Annotated in this window: 12 protein-coding genes and 2 pseudogenes; 8 read left to right on the top strand and 6 right to left on the bottom strand. The window is 61.0% G+C overall.

The genetic code is table 11. From position 1 onward, the window contains the following. Together C480_RS20125 and C480_RS20120 are read left to right on the top strand one after the other, a co-directional pair. Nucleotides 1-1,148: AMP-binding protein (locus C480_RS20125; protein WP_006667500.1), on the top strand; the 1,148-nt coding region annotated here is incomplete at its 5' end. Between the two features lie 220 nt (nucleotides 1,149-1,368). Further along, a complete protein-coding gene (locus C480_RS20120; RefSeq protein ID WP_006667499.1) occupies nucleotides 1,369-2,133 on the top strand; it encodes an IclR family transcriptional regulator in 765 nt (254 codons plus the stop codon). Nucleotides 2,134-2,363: 230 nt separating this feature from the next. Here C480_RS20120 and C480_RS20115 read toward each other — a convergent pair whose 3' ends face one another. Both C480_RS20115 and C480_RS24410 read right to left on the bottom strand, forming a co-directional pair. Next, a complete protein-coding gene (locus C480_RS20115; RefSeq protein ID WP_006667498.1) occupies nucleotides 2,364-4,013 on the bottom strand; it encodes a long-chain fatty acid--CoA ligase in 1,650 nt (549 codons plus the stop codon). A gap of 85 nt (nucleotides 4,014-4,098) precedes the next feature. Then, a pseudogene (locus C480_RS24410) lies at nucleotides 4,099-4,279 on the bottom strand (acyl-CoA dehydrogenase family protein); the annotation flags it as partial. A gap of 703 nt (nucleotides 4,280-4,982) precedes the next feature. Between C480_RS24410 and C480_RS20105 the strand changes: the two are divergent. Further along, the gene (locus tag C480_RS20105) at nucleotides 4,983-6,437 is read left to right on the top strand and encodes a YjiH family protein (RefSeq protein WP_006667496.1); all 1,455 of its coding nucleotides are present in this window, start codon (nucleotides 4,983-4,985) and stop codon (nucleotides 6,435-6,437) included. A 51-nt stretch (nucleotides 6,438-6,488) separates the two neighbouring features. On the opposite strand, the gene C480_RS24035 is transcribed toward C480_RS20105, so the two are convergent. After that, entirely contained in the window at nucleotides 6,489-6,677 is a 189-nt protein-coding gene (locus C480_RS24035; protein WP_006667495.1) for a hypothetical protein, read from the bottom strand. A 127-nt stretch (nucleotides 6,678-6,804) separates the two neighbouring features. On the opposite strand from C480_RS24035, the pseudogene C480_RS24860 reads away from it, so the two are divergent. From C480_RS24860 to C480_RS20075, 5 genes and pseudogenes are all read left to right on the top strand, one after another. After that, nucleotides 6,805-6,939, top strand: a pseudogene (locus tag C480_RS24860) (3-hydroxyacyl-CoA dehydrogenase NAD-binding domain-containing protein); the annotation flags it as partial. Nucleotides 6,940-7,055: 116 nt separating this feature from the next. Then, nucleotides 7,056-8,729, top strand: coding sequence for a 3-hydroxyacyl-CoA dehydrogenase/enoyl-CoA hydratase family protein (locus C480_RS20090; protein WP_006667493.1), 1,674 nt, complete (start codon nucleotides 7,056-7,058; stop codon nucleotides 8,727-8,729). Next, complete coding sequence (locus C480_RS20085) at nucleotides 8,730-9,926, top strand: thiolase C-terminal domain-containing protein (RefSeq protein ID WP_006667492.1); 1,197 nt, start codon at nucleotides 8,730-8,732, stop codon at nucleotides 9,924-9,926. Next, nucleotides 9,923-10,411, top strand: a complete 489-nt coding sequence (locus tag C480_RS20080) for a Zn-ribbon domain-containing OB-fold protein (protein ID WP_006667491.1) — start codon at nucleotides 9,923-9,925, stop codon at nucleotides 10,409-10,411. Before C480_RS20085 ends, C480_RS20080 begins: the two co-directional genes overlap by 4 nt. Nucleotides 10,412-10,563: 152 nt before the next feature. Then, nucleotides 10,564-10,965, top strand: coding sequence for an acyl-CoA thioesterase (locus tag C480_RS20075; RefSeq protein ID WP_006667490.1), 402 nt, complete (start codon nucleotides 10,564-10,566; stop codon nucleotides 10,963-10,965). A 23-nt stretch (nucleotides 10,966-10,988) separates the two neighbouring features. Here C480_RS20075 and C480_RS20070 read toward each other — a convergent pair whose 3' ends face one another. The 3 genes from C480_RS20070 to C480_RS20060 form a co-directional block, all read right to left on the bottom strand. Beyond that, a complete protein-coding gene (locus C480_RS20070; protein ID WP_006667489.1) occupies nucleotides 10,989-13,076 on the bottom strand; it encodes an ABC transporter ATP-binding protein in 2,088 nt (695 codons plus the stop codon). A 1-nt stretch (nucleotide 13,077) separates the two neighbouring features. Further along, nucleotides 13,078-13,791, bottom strand: a complete 714-nt coding sequence (locus C480_RS20065) for an ABC transporter permease (RefSeq protein ID WP_006667488.1) — start codon at nucleotides 13,789-13,791, stop codon at nucleotides 13,078-13,080. 192 nt (nucleotides 13,792-13,983) lie between these two features. Next, nucleotides 13,984-14,967, bottom strand: coding sequence for an ABC transporter permease (locus C480_RS20060; protein ID WP_241433897.1), 984 nt, complete (start codon nucleotides 14,965-14,967; stop codon nucleotides 13,984-13,986). Nucleotides 14,968-15,067: the final 100 nt, after the last annotated feature.

Genomic DNA, 15,067 nt, shown 5'->3' with positions numbered 1-15,067 from the left:
TCGACGAGAACCAGGAGGCGGGAATCTGCTACACCTCCGGCACGACCGGACTTCCGAAGGGCGCGGCCTACTCCCACCGCGATCTGTACCTCCACACGGTGACCCACAGCCACGTCGACGTCTTCGCCATTAGCGAGCGCGATGTCGTGATGCCGGTCGTGCCGATGTACCACGTCAACGGCTGGGGTCTCCCCTACACGGCGACGATGTGCGGTTCGAAGCTCGTGCTCCCCGGTTCAAAGACCGGGACCAAACAGATTGCCGGCCTCATCGACCGCGAGAACGTGACCGTCACCGCGGCGGTCACGACGGTGTGGCTAGAAATGGCCGACTACTACGATACAGCCGGTGGGACCGATGCGGACGACGAGTTCAACCTCGAGAGTCTCGATCGCGTGCTCATCGGCGGCACGTCTCCTCCTGAGTGGCTCATGGAGACGTTTGACAAAGAGATCGATGCGCCGATCAAGCAGGGGTACGGGATGACCGAAGCCGCGCCCCACCTCGTCAATACCATGACGACGACCGAAGTGCAGGAACTCTCCGAACGCGAGCAGTACCAACAGCAACTGAAACCCGGGCTCCCTGCCCCCGGCTGTCGCATCCGACTCCGCGATCTAAACGGCGACCCGGTTCCTCACGACGGCGAGTCGACGGGCGAAATACAGGCCCGTGCGCCGTGGCTCATCGACGAGTACTACAATCGCCCAGCGGAAACCGACGACTCGTTTACCGACGACGGCTGGTTCAAGACCGGTGACGTCGGCGTCATCGACGAGTTCGGCTATCTCGAGGTCGTCGACCGCCTCGACGATGTCATCAAAAGCGGCGGCGAGTGGATCTCCTCGGTCGAACTCGAGAACGAACTGACGGCCCACGACGGCGTCGACGAGGCGACGGTACTCGGCGTCGACCACGAAACGTGGAACGAGCGGCCCATCGCGTACGTCGTACTGGGGGAATCGATCGACAAGGATGCGCTTCGGGAGCACCTCCGCGATCGATTCCCGAAGTGGTGGCTGCCGGACGAGTTCTTCGTCGTCGAATCGATCCCGAAGACCTCGACCGGCAAACTCGACAAGAAGGTGCTTCGCGAGGAGTTCGCCGCGGAATACGGATCGCTACCGATCGACGGAGAGCGTCGCTAATCGTGGCCGGACTTCGTCCACTATTGGTAGACGAACTGGGTTTCGAGTGCCGGCAGTCGGCAACTCTATCGCCTTCTTTTTCCCGCGTCTCGCGAACTGCCCACTGACCCGGTACATTTGTCGGGTCAGTAGCTATTCGAGGCGTTCGTTTCGGCGATGGGTGGTCTCGTCGTCCACTATAATCGAACGACTTAACTCGCCATTCGTGTTCGATGGTACCATGACAACAGACGGAACATCGACGATGACATCGGTGCTGCGGGCGTTCGATATCATCACCGTTCTCTGGGAGGTAAAGCGCGCGGGGCCATCTGAAATCGCAACCCGAATGTCGATTCCGAAGAGCACCGCCCACGTCTATCTGCGCACCCTGGCGGAAACCGGCTACGTCGTGAACGACGGCGGTGAATACTCCCTGAGCTACCGCTTTCTGATGACCGGCTCGCGGATCAAACACCGAAACAGTCTCTTTCGCGTCTCCGAGCAATTACTCGGTGAACTCGCCGCGGAGACCGACGAACTGGTGACGCTCGTCGTCGAACAGCACGACGAGACGGTGATACTCCACACGGAACGTGGCGATCGGTCGCTCGAATTGGGACTGTATTCGGGGATGACGACCCCGCTCCATACGAACGCGACGGGGAAAGCGATCCTCGCACAGCTTCCGGACGAGCGGGTCGACGAGATCATCGAAACGCAGGGGCTGGAGCCGGTGACGGAGCAGACGATCACGGACGAGAGCGTTCTTCGGTCGGAGCTGGCGGATATTCGCGATGCCGGGTACGCCGTCGATTGGAACCAGCAGGTCGTCGGGATGGGGCTCGTCGGAATCCCGATCAGCATCGACGAGCAGGTCGCGGGTGCCGTCGGAATCGTGACGCCGACGGAACGGGTCAAAAACGAGGAGTACCGGCGAACGCTCATACAGAAACTTCAGGAGACGGTCGATTCGATCACGATCAAGTATCGGTACGGCCACTGATCGACTCGCCGATCGGCACCATCGTGGGACCAGTAAGCCCCCAATTGTGGTCGACGTTAGTGTTTCGAGTTCTCCCGTTCCTGCATCGAATTGCATAGTTTCCATATCGCATTGCAAACGAGATACGTCATAGTTACACGATCGCGTCCAGGGATCGAATCGTCTCGCCGAAATGGAACCTTCCATAACGATCTCTACCAGTCACAGTATGCATCGGCGGAGACGGGAGATCAGTCTTCGTGTGACCGTGATGGCTCACCGCTTGACTCGATCGGTAGTGACCCGTGTTCGTGCTGGAACGCCGTCCGAAGGGACTGCTTGTCGTACTTTCCCGTCGACGTGCGCGGGATCTCGTCGGTGAAGACGAATAGATCCGGGAGCCACCACTTCGGGAACCGACCGCGGAGATGATTTCGGAGGGCGTCTTCGGTCACGCCGTCGCCGACGACGACGTACGCGACCGGCCGTTCCTGCCACCGTTCGTGGTCGACGCTGACGACGGACGCTTCGACGACATCGCCGTGGGCCATCAGTTCGTTCTCGAGTTCGACCGAGGAGATCCACTCGCCGCCGCTCTTGATGATGTCGTCGACTCGATCGACGACGTCGAGGTAGCCGTACTCGTCGATCGTCCCGATGTCGCCCGTCTTGAACCAGCCGTCGTCGGTAAACGACTCCCGGGTCGCCTCCGGGCGGGCGTAATATTCGTCGATGACCCACGGACTGCGGGCTTGAATCTCGCCCGTCGACTCGCCGTCGTGCGGGACGGGATCGCCGTCCTCGTCGCGGAGTCTGAGTTCGGCCCCGGGCGTCGGCTGTCCCGGTTTCGTGCGGAGATCGTACTGCTCCTCCTCCGGGAGGTCCTGCACTTCCGTCGTCACGAGCGTGTTGACCAGGTGCGGGGAGGCTTCGGTCATCCCGTAGCCCTGAATGATCGGCGCGTCGAACTCCTCGTCGAAGCGGCGCATAATTGCCGGCGGCGGCGAACTCCCGCCGGTGAGGATGCGGTCGAGCGTGCCGATATCCGCCGTCGGGTTGTCGTCGATGTACGACGCCATCTCGGTCCAGATGGTAGGAACGGCCGCGGCGATCGTGACCGACTCCTCGCGGATCAGTTCCTCGATGCTCTCGAGGTCGGTGTGCGCGCCCGGGAGGACGAACGACGACCCGTACAGCGTCCCGCTGTAGGGGAGTGACCAGCCGTTGACGTGAAACATCGGCACTACGGGGAGGATCACATCTTCCTCGCAGATCCCGAAGCTGTCTTTCGCGCCGTAGGACATACTGAGCAGGTACAGCCCCCGATGGGAGTAACTCGCGCCCTTCGGCAAGCCCGTCGTGCCGGAAGTATAACAGATGCCACACTCCGTTTCCTCGTCGAGGTCCGGCCACTCGTATTCGGTCGGATGTCCGTCGATGAACGACTCGTAGTCCGTAACCGGCGAGAGCGTCGTGTCGGGCACGGTATCGTCGAGCACCACGTACCGCTCGACGGTCTCGAGTTCAGTTTCGATGGATTCGATCGTCTCGATGAACGCGGGATCGACGAACAGCAGCCGGTCCTCGGCTTCGTTGATGATCGTGACCAGGTGCTCCTCGGGAAGCCGGTGGTTCGTCATGTGGATGCTCCGGCCGCTGCAGGAGGGGCCGTAGTACAGCTCGTAATGGCGGTAGTGGTTCGCTGCCATAACGGAAACGCGACTTCCCCGTTCGAGTCCGTACTCGTCGAGTGCGTGTGCTAACTGGCAGATCCGTTCGTAGGCGTCGGTGTAGGTGTAGCGGTGATACCCGCCGTCGTCGAGTTTGGTAACGATTTCTTTGTGGCCGAACTGGTCGGTCGCTCGGGTAAGCGTTTTCGTCAATGTCAGGTCGTAATCCATCATCGTTGATCCTGTAGTCGGTTGAATTCTGGTGAACGTACGTTGGTTATGGCGGTCTGTGTTGCCGGAGTCGGACTACCTGTCATTACGAGAGTGGTTCGCGCGCGATCACGTTCTTTTGCACCTCGGTTGTCCCCTCGTAGAGCTGGGTGATCTTTGTCCCGGTAGAAGCGTTGGGCATCGAAATCGTCCACGTCGCCGGCCCCGCCGTATTCGACCGGGAAGCGCGAGCCGAGCAACCCAATTTCGGCGGCCTCGTCCATGATCGCTGCCGGTATTCCTCCGCTCGATCGAACTCGTCGGCGACCGGGCCGATTTCGTTTTCACCGAATCGGCGGATTTCTTCGAGCATTGCCCGCTGCTCGAATGGGACCGTAACGTCCATACTCGACAGTAAGACTCCTGGTACCTAAGTATATGGGTTCTCGTGACACTCTCCCGGGGCGACAGCGAGGCTGCCTTTCACCCGTCCCCATCGCTTGCGTTCAGGATACGTGGACCGCTCACGCGACTATCCGCGGTTTTGCACCGCGTCGAACGCACTCTTCAGCCACCGTCCGTGTGCCGATCACCGCCGACCTGACGCCGCCGACATCCCGGCACCACTCGAGCACTCCCCACGACAATCCATCTCCCCGCCACAGCACCCTCTCGTCTACTATTGTCGGACGCACCCACCCAGCTGTCGTTGGTCTCTCCTCGGCACTGCGTGTGGCTATTTTGCCCGTCCGACTGCAAGAGAATGCGAGTTCACCAGTGTGGTCGCCACCGTGCACGGACTGAACTCGTCTCGCTATATCGCCAATAATTTACAGGCGTATGTGTGTAATTCTGGGCGATGTCCGACTTCGGTTGGACGGTGGTCCACTAGTGTTGGATCACGATTGTCGAACGCGTTGCCGTTCGCTCGCGCTCTTGCGGACAATATCACCGATACATTTATACAGTATTGGTATCTCATACCATGATATGTTTCGCCAAGACGCGTGGCGTAGCGATACGGATGTCTGGGAGGAGACCGAGGCGGACGATCAAACGATCGACGACGAGTCACTGACCGAAACGGAGACGGTTCCGTTTCTTCGGTTTGTGACTATCTTCGTTGTCGGAGTCGCGTTTTTCGTGCTGCCGGTTCCGTGGGAGAACACGATCACGGTGCCGTTCGACATTTTCGTCGGCCTGATCGAAGCCAATCTCGCGCGGTACGTGCTGGGAATGGCCTGGCTCATGGTCGTCGGCGCAGCCGTCCTCACGACGGTGACGGAAACGTATCATCGCGGTCTCATCGATATCGATACTGAAACTGCGTCTCGACTGAACCTCGATCTCTGGGAGACGAATACCGCGTTCTGGATACTCCGGATCGTTGGTGCAGTGGTTGCAACCGGGTTCGTCTTCGAGAGCGGGCCGGCGTTGATCCTCGACCCCGCGGTCTCGGGCGTCGTCTGGGAGACGTTGATGTTGAGTGTCGTCATTATTATCCCGCTCGGATCGATTTTCGTCAATCTGCTCATCGAGTGTGGCGCACTGGAGTTCGTCGGCACGCTCGCCCGTCCGGTCATGAAACCGCTCTTCCGGCTTCCGGGACGATCCGCGCTCGATGGTGCCGCCTCCTGGGCGGGATCCTTTGCGATCGGGTTCTACGTTACTCGGAAGGTCTTCGACCGCGGTGGCTACAACAAACGAGAGGTATTCATCATCTGTTCTTGTTTCGGGACTGGCAGTATCGGGACGATCGGGGTCTTCGCGGCCGCGTTCGACATGCTTCACATCTTCCCCGTCATCCTGCTCGCCTACCTGATCGCAATCGTCGCAGCAGCGGTTGTGACGATCCGATTGCCGCCGCTGTCACGCGTTCCAAAGGAGTACGTCTCGGAACCGGTCGTCGAACCGAATCTGACGGGATCGGCCGCCGACTACATCCGTCTCGCCATCAGCGAGGCGATCGACGAGTCGAGAGGAACGTCCTCACCGCGGGCCGCCTGGAAGGGTCTCGTCGACGGAATCGTGCTGACGGCGACGATGACCGGGACCGTCGTCGCCATCGGAACGACCGTTCTCGTCCTCTACCACAACACGTCCCTCTTTCAGGTCATCGCCGTTCCACTGGAGCCGATCATCGCCGCGTTCGGAATCCCGAATGCGGACGTCGTCGCTTCCGCGCTCATCATCGGCTTTGCCGACATGTACGTGGGAGCGCTTACGGCCACCGGCCTCGCGTCTGCAGCGCAGTTCTTCGTGATTCTCGTCGTCAGCGGCCAGATTCTCTTTCTCGCCGCATCCGGGCCGATGATGATGGATATGTTCACGGATATCCCGGTTCGCTTTCGGGATATCGCTGCGATTTTCGCCGTCCGAACGCTCGTCCTGATCCCCATCAGCGCGGCGCTGACTCACGGTGTTACGCTCTTGGGACTGCTCTAACCGGTGTCCCTTGATCACTGCGTCGTTTCGTCCCACAGCTCATCCGGAACGCTATCTCGCGATGTGGATGCACGGGATGACGGAAGTACAGGACATCCAGGAATCACTCCAAGGATTAAATAGGCGTATGTCCATCGTCCGTGCGAGTTCAGTCGGCCCCGCACCGTCGAGTTTCCAGAGCGCGTCGATCACGTCGAAGGCCCGCTTCACCGACGTTATCGGCGCTGTCGTGCCAGCCATGCCCACGCGTAAACGACTGCTGCTAGTAAACCGTTCGACTGTGTTGGACCAGTCGATCGTCACCGTTGGCGCTCTCGTCCATCCGCCGTCCAAAGACCTATGTGGAAGTATGACAGAGTAGGCCGTGATGACGTGCGAGACAGTCCAACGAGTAGCGGTTCTTGGAGCCGGTAGCATGGGTCACGGTATCGCCGAAGTCGCCGCCCTCGGCGGCTACGACGTCACGATCCGTGACATCGAACCAGAACTCGTCGAAGACGGGTACGACAACATCGAGTGGAGCGTCGAAAAGCTCGCGGAGAAGGGACAACTCGACGAGCTGTCTCTTATACACATNGCCATCAGAGATGTGTATAAGAGACAGTCGTTATCGAGGCCGTGCCGGAGCGACTCGACATCAAAGAGGACACGTTCTCGACGGTCGATGAACTCGCGCCCGAACACGCGATTCTGGCGTCGAACACCTCCAGCCTCTCGATCTCTGCCATCGCGTCGGCGACGAACCGACCCGAACAGGTCGTCGGACTCCACTTTTTCAATCCGCCGGTGAAGATGGACCTCATCGAGGTCACCTACGGCGAAGCGACGACCGACGAGACGGCCGAACTCGCCTACGAGTGGGCCGAGTCGATCGACAAAACGCCGATCTACGTCCGCAAGGACGTCCACGGCTTCGTCGTCAACACCGTCCTCGTTCCGTTCATGGAGGAACCGGCCTGGATGCTGTCGAACGACGAAACGACGGTTCGGGCAGCCGACGCGACGATGGTCTACGAACGGGGCTATCCCATGGGCCCGTTCGAACTCAACGACTTCGGCGGCATCGACATCGCCTACCACTTCCGGGACGCCTCGGATCAGCCCGTCCCGCCGGTTATCTCGGAGAAAGTCGAGAACGAGTCCCTCGGGAAGAAAAGCGGGAAGGGGTTTTACGACTACGAAAACGGTGACGGCGTCGACTACGACCCCGAGGATATCACCGACTTCGACACCCTCCGCACCGAAGCCGTGATGATCAACAAGGCCGCCTGGCTCATCGGCACCGACGTTGCCACGCCCGAAGCGATCGACACCGGCCTCCGACTCGGCGGGAACTTCCCCGAAGGCGTCTGCCGCCGGGGCGACCGACTCGGACTCGATACGGTCCTCGAAAAACTCGAAACGCTGCACGAGACCCACGGTGCCGATCGCTACGAACCGGCCAGCTATCTCGTCGAACTCGTCGAAGACGGATTCACCGGCGAAGACGCCGGAAAGGGCTTCTACGACTACCGCGTCGATCCCCCGTATCATTACCTCGACTGGGACATCGACGACGACGGCGTTCTCGAGGTCACCATCGACCGCCAGGAGCGGATGAACTCGATGTCCGAGGACGTGTTCACGGAAATCGACCGCCTCCTCACCGAGGTCGACACCGACGACGTTTCCTGCGTCGTCTTTACCGGCGCGGGCGACAAGGCGTTTAGCTCGGGTGCAGACATCACCGGCTTTACCGCGGGCGACCCGACCGACATCATGGACGTCGACGAGGTCTTCCGGACGGTCTCCGAGTTCGACCGGCCGACGGTCGCGAAAATCGACGGCTTCTGTCTGGGGGCCGGCATCGAACTGGCGTTGGCCTGCGACATCCGCGTGGCGACCGAGGGATCGACGATCGGAACGCCCGAGACGACGCTGGGGCTGATCCCCGGCGGCGGTGCGACCCAGCGCCTCGTGCGACTCGTCGGCGAGGCACGAACGAAGGAGTTGATCTTCCGCGGGCTCCAGATCGATGCCGAACGGGCCGAGGAGTGGGGCGTGATCAATCACGCCGTTCCCGAAGCCGAGTTCGAAACCGTCGTCGGTGACATCGTCGACGATCTGGTGTCGGGCCCGCCGATCGCACTCAAGGCCGCAAAACGGGTCATCAACGAGGGGCAGGAAGCCGGTCTCGACGCGGCACTCGCCATGGAGAAACAATCGTTCGCGCTGCTGTCGACGACCGACGACATGTACGAGGGCGTCACGGCGTTCCGAGAGAACCGCGACCCCGAGTTCGAGGGTGAGTAAATGACTGCGACCCGAAACGTTGCCATCGTCGGCGGCGGGCAGACAACCTGGGGCGAACGAGACGCAACCTGGAAAGACCTCGCACAGGAGGGCGGCAAGGCGACGTTCGACGCGGTTCCCGGCGTCGGCCCCGACGACGTCGAGGGGCTGTTCGTCGGCGCGGTCCAGCCCGAACGCTTTGCCAACCAGACCCACGTCGCGCCGCTGGTCGCCGAACTCCTCGGGATCGAGGTTACCGAAATGATCGCTCGAACTGAACTCGCGTGTGCGAGCGGGCAGGCCGCGCTGCGATATGCGTGGCTGGCGATCGCGGCCGGCCAACTCGACGTCGCGCTGGTGCTCGGCGTCGAGAAGATGAACCTCGGGCGCGAGCACATGCCCGAGGTGCAGTCGTCGATGGCGAACGTCTTAGACCGCGAGTTCGACGGCGTCAACGGGCTGGCCGCGCCGCCGTTTTTCGCGTGGTACGCCCAGCGTCACATGCACGAGTTCGGGACGACCCGCGAGCAACTCTCGCTGGTCGCCGCGAAGAACAAGACGAACGCCTCCCGGACGGACTTCGCCCAGTTCCAGTCGACGGTCGACCCTGACGAGGTGACCGACTCGCCGGAGATCGCGCCGCCGTTGCACCTCTATGACTGCAGCGGTATCACGGACGGTGCGGCCGGCGCGATCCTGATGAGCGAGGAAAAAGCCCGCGAAGTGACCGACACTGCAGCCTGGATCACCGGCAGCGGCCAGTCCACGATGGCGGGGAACTCGATCAACAACCTGCCGTCGTTCAGCGGCTGGCCACAGGCTCGCGAGGCATCGCAGAACGCGTACGACCAGGCCGGCATCGACGACCCGCTGGCCGAAATCGACGTGGCGGAGGTCCACGACTGCTTCTCGATCAGCGAGATCATCGAGTACGAAGAACTCGGCTTCGCCGAGCGCGGCGAGGGCGGCCAGTTCATCGAGGACGGCCGCAGTCACCTCGACGGCGACGTTGCGGTCAACCCGCGCGGCGGACTCCTCGGCTGCGGCCATCCGCTCGGCGCAACGGGCGTCTCGCAGGCCCTCGAGATCACCCAGCAGTTCCAGGGCGACGTGACGAACGACCGGCAGGTAGACGACGCAGCGACCGGTCTCATCCACAATCTCAGCGGCAGCGGCTCGGTTCACAGCGTGATGGTCCTCGACCGTGATCCACAATGACTGATACTTCGACCGACGACGAGCGAGAACAGGTCTCGGTCCCCTCGGAGATCGAGTTCCCCCGACTGCTCGACTTCTACGACCTGCAGACGGCGGACCAGACCCAGATCCACGAGTTCTACGACAATCTTCGAGCGGGACAGCTCACGACGACGCGGTGTACCGACTGCGAGGCAATCCACTTCCCGCCGCGGATCGTCTGTCCCGAGTGTACCGGCGACGCCCTCGAGTACGTCGACCTTCCGCACGACGGTGAACTCTTTGCCTTCTCGGCGGTCCGCGGCGGGCTTCCGCTCGGATTGCGTGAGCACGAGGTGCCGTACGTCGTCGGCGTCGTCGACCTGGGTCCCGTCCGGCTCTCGGGTCGCATCGACGACGCGGCCTACTCCGATCTCGAGATCGGCGACTCGGTCTCGCTGAAGATCGTCGACATCGACGGGCCGACCGACGAAGATCGCGTCTTCTACCGGTTCGAGCCGCAGTAACATAGCGGTTCATATCGAAAAAGTTGTCGACGACTCGCGATCACCGTCACGTCCGATTCGTTCTTCGCGGTCGGTCCCGATCGCTCATCGAGCACCGCTGCCACTATCACTATCGTTATACCGGCTGCAATACTGCCAACCGACTGTTGGCAATGAGTTTCACGCGCACCTGGACCGTCCGCTTCTCGGATACGGACCCGTTCGGTATCGCTCACTATCCGCGGCTGATCGAGGCGATTCACGAGACTTCCGAACTGTTCTTAGAGTCGATCGGCTGGCCGCTGTGGGACCTCATAGACGTCCACGAGATCGGCATCCCGCTCGTCTCGATGGACTTCGATTTCACGGGACAGGTCAGCGGCGGCGACGAGGTCGAGATTCGACTCGAGACAACCGACGGTGACTCGAGCATTCGCTTTCACTACCGGGCCATCCACGACGGAACGACCGTATTCGAGGGTACCGAACACCGCGTCTGCGTTCCCGTGAACGGAGCCAGTAGCATCCCCGTCCCCGACGAGTTCAGGCGCGCACTCGAGACCGCCGCCCGGTAGATCGTCGGTCGTCGGCGAGACGCTTACAACTCCAAGCCGTCCTCGAGTTCGTCGGCGCTCAAGTGACACGCGATGTGATGCGTGTCGCCGTCCGCCGTTTCGACGGGCGTCAGTTCCGGTTCCTGTCGGTCACATTTTTCGCCGATATACTGGGGGCAACGGGTGTGGAACGGACAGCCGGTCGGTGGATCGCGGGCGCTTGGGACATCCCCGTCGAGTTGGATTCGTTCCGCGTCTGTTTCCGGATCCAAATCCGGATTTGCCGAGAGGAGCGCCCTTGTATACGGGTGATACGGCGGGTTGAAGACGGATTCTCGTGAGCCGACTTCGACGATTTGCCCGAGGTACATGACGGCTACCCGATCGCTACTGTGTTTGACGACGCGTAGATCGTGGCTGATAAACAGATACGAGGTATCGTATTCCTCGCGGAGCCTGTCGAGTAAGTCGAGGATGTTCGCTTGCACGCTCACGTCGAGCGCGCTGACCGGTTCGTCGAGAACGACGAACGCAGGGTTTCCGGCGAACGCCCGCGCGATCGCGACGCGTTGTTTTTCGCCGCCGGAGAGTTCGTGCGGATAGCGTGCCGCGTGAGTGCTATCGAGGCCGACGTGGTCGAGCAGTTCCTCGACTCGGTCGCGCCGTGCCGTCCGATCGAGATCGGTGAGCGTTGTTACGGCTCGGTGTAACTGATCGCCGATCCGCTTTCGCGGGTTGAGACTCGAGTGGGGATTCTGGAAGACAATTTGTGCGTTCGAGCGGAACTCGTCGCGAGCGGAACCGCGCAAATCGGCAAGGCGGTCCCCGTTGAACGTAATCTCTCCGCTCGTCCGCTCTAGTACGTCCACCAGACAGGCACCGAGCGTGCTCTTTCCACAACCGCTTTCGCCGACGAGCGCCAGCGTTTCCCCTCTCTGCACGGATAGATCGACTCCATCGACGGCTTTGACCGGCGGATTGCCACCGCTGATTCGATCGAGAAACGTGGGCGTATCGAAGTACTTGGTCACGTTCGATGCGTTGAGCAGTGGGCTTTCGTCCGACGACGTCTCCCCGCGGGTCCGTTCCGATACCGTTTCGGGTTCGATCGGATCCGAAACTGCGTCTTCCCAGTGGCAACACCGCGTCCGATGCGGTGCCTCACCGTCGGCATCGACGGCGGTCATGTCTATCGGCGCGGTTCGGCAGTCGGCAGTGGAGAACGCACATCGATCCGCGAACACACACCCCTCGGGGATTTCCGCAAGGGCCGGTGTTCGTCCCGGAACCGAGTTCATCGTTCGCTCGTCTCGGATGCGTGGAACGGCCGCGAGAAGCCCCTGCGTGTAGGGATGTGTAGGGGAATTGAACACTTGTGAAACGGACCCAGTTTCCATGACCTCGCCGGCGTAGAGGATCATCGCCCTCTCACACGTGTTCGCGATGACGCTAAGATCGTGTGTGATGAGCACGATCGTCGTGTTGAACGATTCGTTAAGGTCTCGAACGAGATCGAGAACGGTCGCCTGCGTCGTGACATCTAGCCCGGTCGTCGGTTCGTCGAGGATCAGCAGATCCGGATCGCACGAGAGCGCCATCGCGATGAGGACCCGCTGTTGCATGCCGCCGGAGAGTTCGTGTGGGTATTGATCAGCAGTGTATGCGGCGTCGCCTATTTGAACCGTCTCCAGCAACTCGTACAGCCTCTCTTGGGCCGCTCGTGTCGTCTTATCCGTGTGCTCTCGGATGGTCTCGGTGATCTGCTCACCGACACGTAATGCGGGATTCAACGCTGTGTTCGGATCCTGCGGGACGTGTGCAAGGCGGTTTCCGCGTAACGCTCGCAGTTCATCCGCCGAGAGGTCGTGGATTCGCCGTCCGTCGTACCGTATGGATCCGCTCGTAATCCGGCCGTTTTCATCGAGATAGTCGAGAAGCGCGAGCGCGAGCGTGCTCTTTCCGCTTCCGCTCTCTCCGGCTATGCCGAGCGTTTCTCCCCGGTCCAGCGACAGCGATATATCACGGAGCGCATGTACGTCACCGTCCGGCGTGTCGTACGTTACGGTGAGCGATTCGACTTCGATGAGGCTCTCTTCTTCGTCTCGAACAACTGAGTGGTTTCGTTTTGACATATTACGGTCGTTTTGACACGTGTGATTGTGGGTCGAGAACGTCTTGCAAGCCGTCTCCGAGGAGGTTACAGCCGAAGACGGTAAGGCCGAGCCAGAGACTCGGCCACAACCAGTACCAGGTCGTACTCCAGAGGTGATCACGGGCGATCGAGATCATGTACCCCCAGTCCGGCGTCGGCGGTTGCGTTCCCAATCCGAGAAACGAAAGGGACGCACCGATCAGAATCGCGAACCCGATCCGGATCGATCCCTCGACGATAATCGGTGAGAGGATATTCGGCAAGATCTCTCCGAAGCAGATGTACACCCGCGATTCGCCGCGCGCCTCCGCAGCTTTGATGAACTCTTCCTGTTTCACCGCGAGCGTACTGCTTCGGACGACGCGAGCGATCCGCGGCGTGTACACGACGGCAATCGCAAGAACCGCATTGAGAAGGCTCGACCCCAACAACGCGACGATCAGTAGCGCGAGCAAGAGTGACGGAATACTCAGCAACATATCCAGTAGCCGCATGACACCCTCGTCGATGCGGCCGCCGAGATACCCGGACGCGAGTCCGAGCGGGACGCCGACGAGCATCGATACCCCCGCCGCAGCGAATCCGAGCACGAGGCTCGATCGGCCGCCGTACAGTACCCGAGAGAGCAGATCCCGTCCGAGATGATCCGTTCCGAGGAGGAACTCGCCGCCCGGAGCGGCAAACTGCGCACCCATGTGGGTTTCAGTCGGGTTATGCGGTGCGATAACCGGCGCAAGAACCGTTGTGAAGACGATCGGTGCAAGTATCGCTATTCCGATCGCACACCGCCGATTTGCGAATACCTCGCACAAACCGTTCTTCAACCGGTCGCGAAGCGCGTTTTCGGCCGTACTCCGTCTTCCAGTATGTTGGCTCCCCATCACCGGTCACCTCGCTGAGCTGCCGTAGCTGATGCGCGGATCAAAATAGGTGTAGAGCAGGTCGGCCCCGAGATTGGCGAACATGTAGATACCTGCCACCAGGAGAACGGTCGCCTGCAGCACGGGTATATCACGGTGGAGAACCGCCCCGACGAGCAAGCGCCCCAATCCCGGATACGCAAACACCTCTTCGACGACGACGACACCGCCAACCAGATACCCAACGTTCATCGCTAGCAGGGTAACGGTCGGTAACAGTCCGTTCCTCACCGCGTGTTTCAGAACGACCGTCCGTTCGTCGAGCCCCTTCAGTCGAGCGGTCCGAACGTACTCGGACTGAAGCGTCTCGATCATCTCGGTCCGCGTCAATCGGACCAGGTGTGCGATGGAGAGGAACGTCAGCGTTATCACCGGCAACACGAGATGAGAGGCCCATTCAACGGGTCCGCCCGCTGAAAGCGGCGTGTATCCCCCGGCGGGGAAGACGCTCCACACCGGGCCGGCAAACAAGACGAGCAACCCGGTCCCCGTGACGAACTCGGGAACGCTGATTCCAACGTACGCAAGTCCGGTAATTCCGGCATCGAGAGTGCTCTCGGAATAGACTGCAGCGATAATCCCAGCCGGAATCGAAACCGCGACGATTGCGACCAGGGAGATCACGGCGAGATACGCCGATCGAATACCCCGCGTTACGACGAGATCGAACACCGGCCGGTTGTGCCGAAAACTCGTCCCCCAATCACCCGTCACGAATCCGGCGACCCAGTCGAGGTATTGAACGTGATGCGGACGATGAAGCCCGAGCTCGCGCTCGAGGGTGGCAACGTTCTCCGGCGTCGCATATCGTCCGAGAATCGTTTCGGCTGCGTTCCCCGGAAGTACCACCGTTATACAGAACACAACCACCGACAGCCCGACCAGGTTGAGGAGCACGTATACCAATCGCTTGAGGAGATACCGGTGAAACGAGTTCATCCTTGTTGCCATCCGTTGGTCCGTCCGTCTTTGAGACGCTTGGAACCGATCGCGTTTCGATCGAGTGCGCTGCGACCGTCGCTTCGTCCGAGCGGGCCGCGTCGCGGGCGAG

The organism is Natrialba aegyptia DSM 13077 (assembly GCF_000337535.1).
In the GTDB taxonomy this organism is placed as follows: Archaea; Halobacteriota; Halobacteria; order Halobacteriales; family Natrialbaceae; genus Natrialba; species Natrialba aegyptia.
The sequence above is the reverse complement of the archived record's forward strand: the minus strand, read 5'-3'. Positions and strand labels throughout refer to the sequence as shown.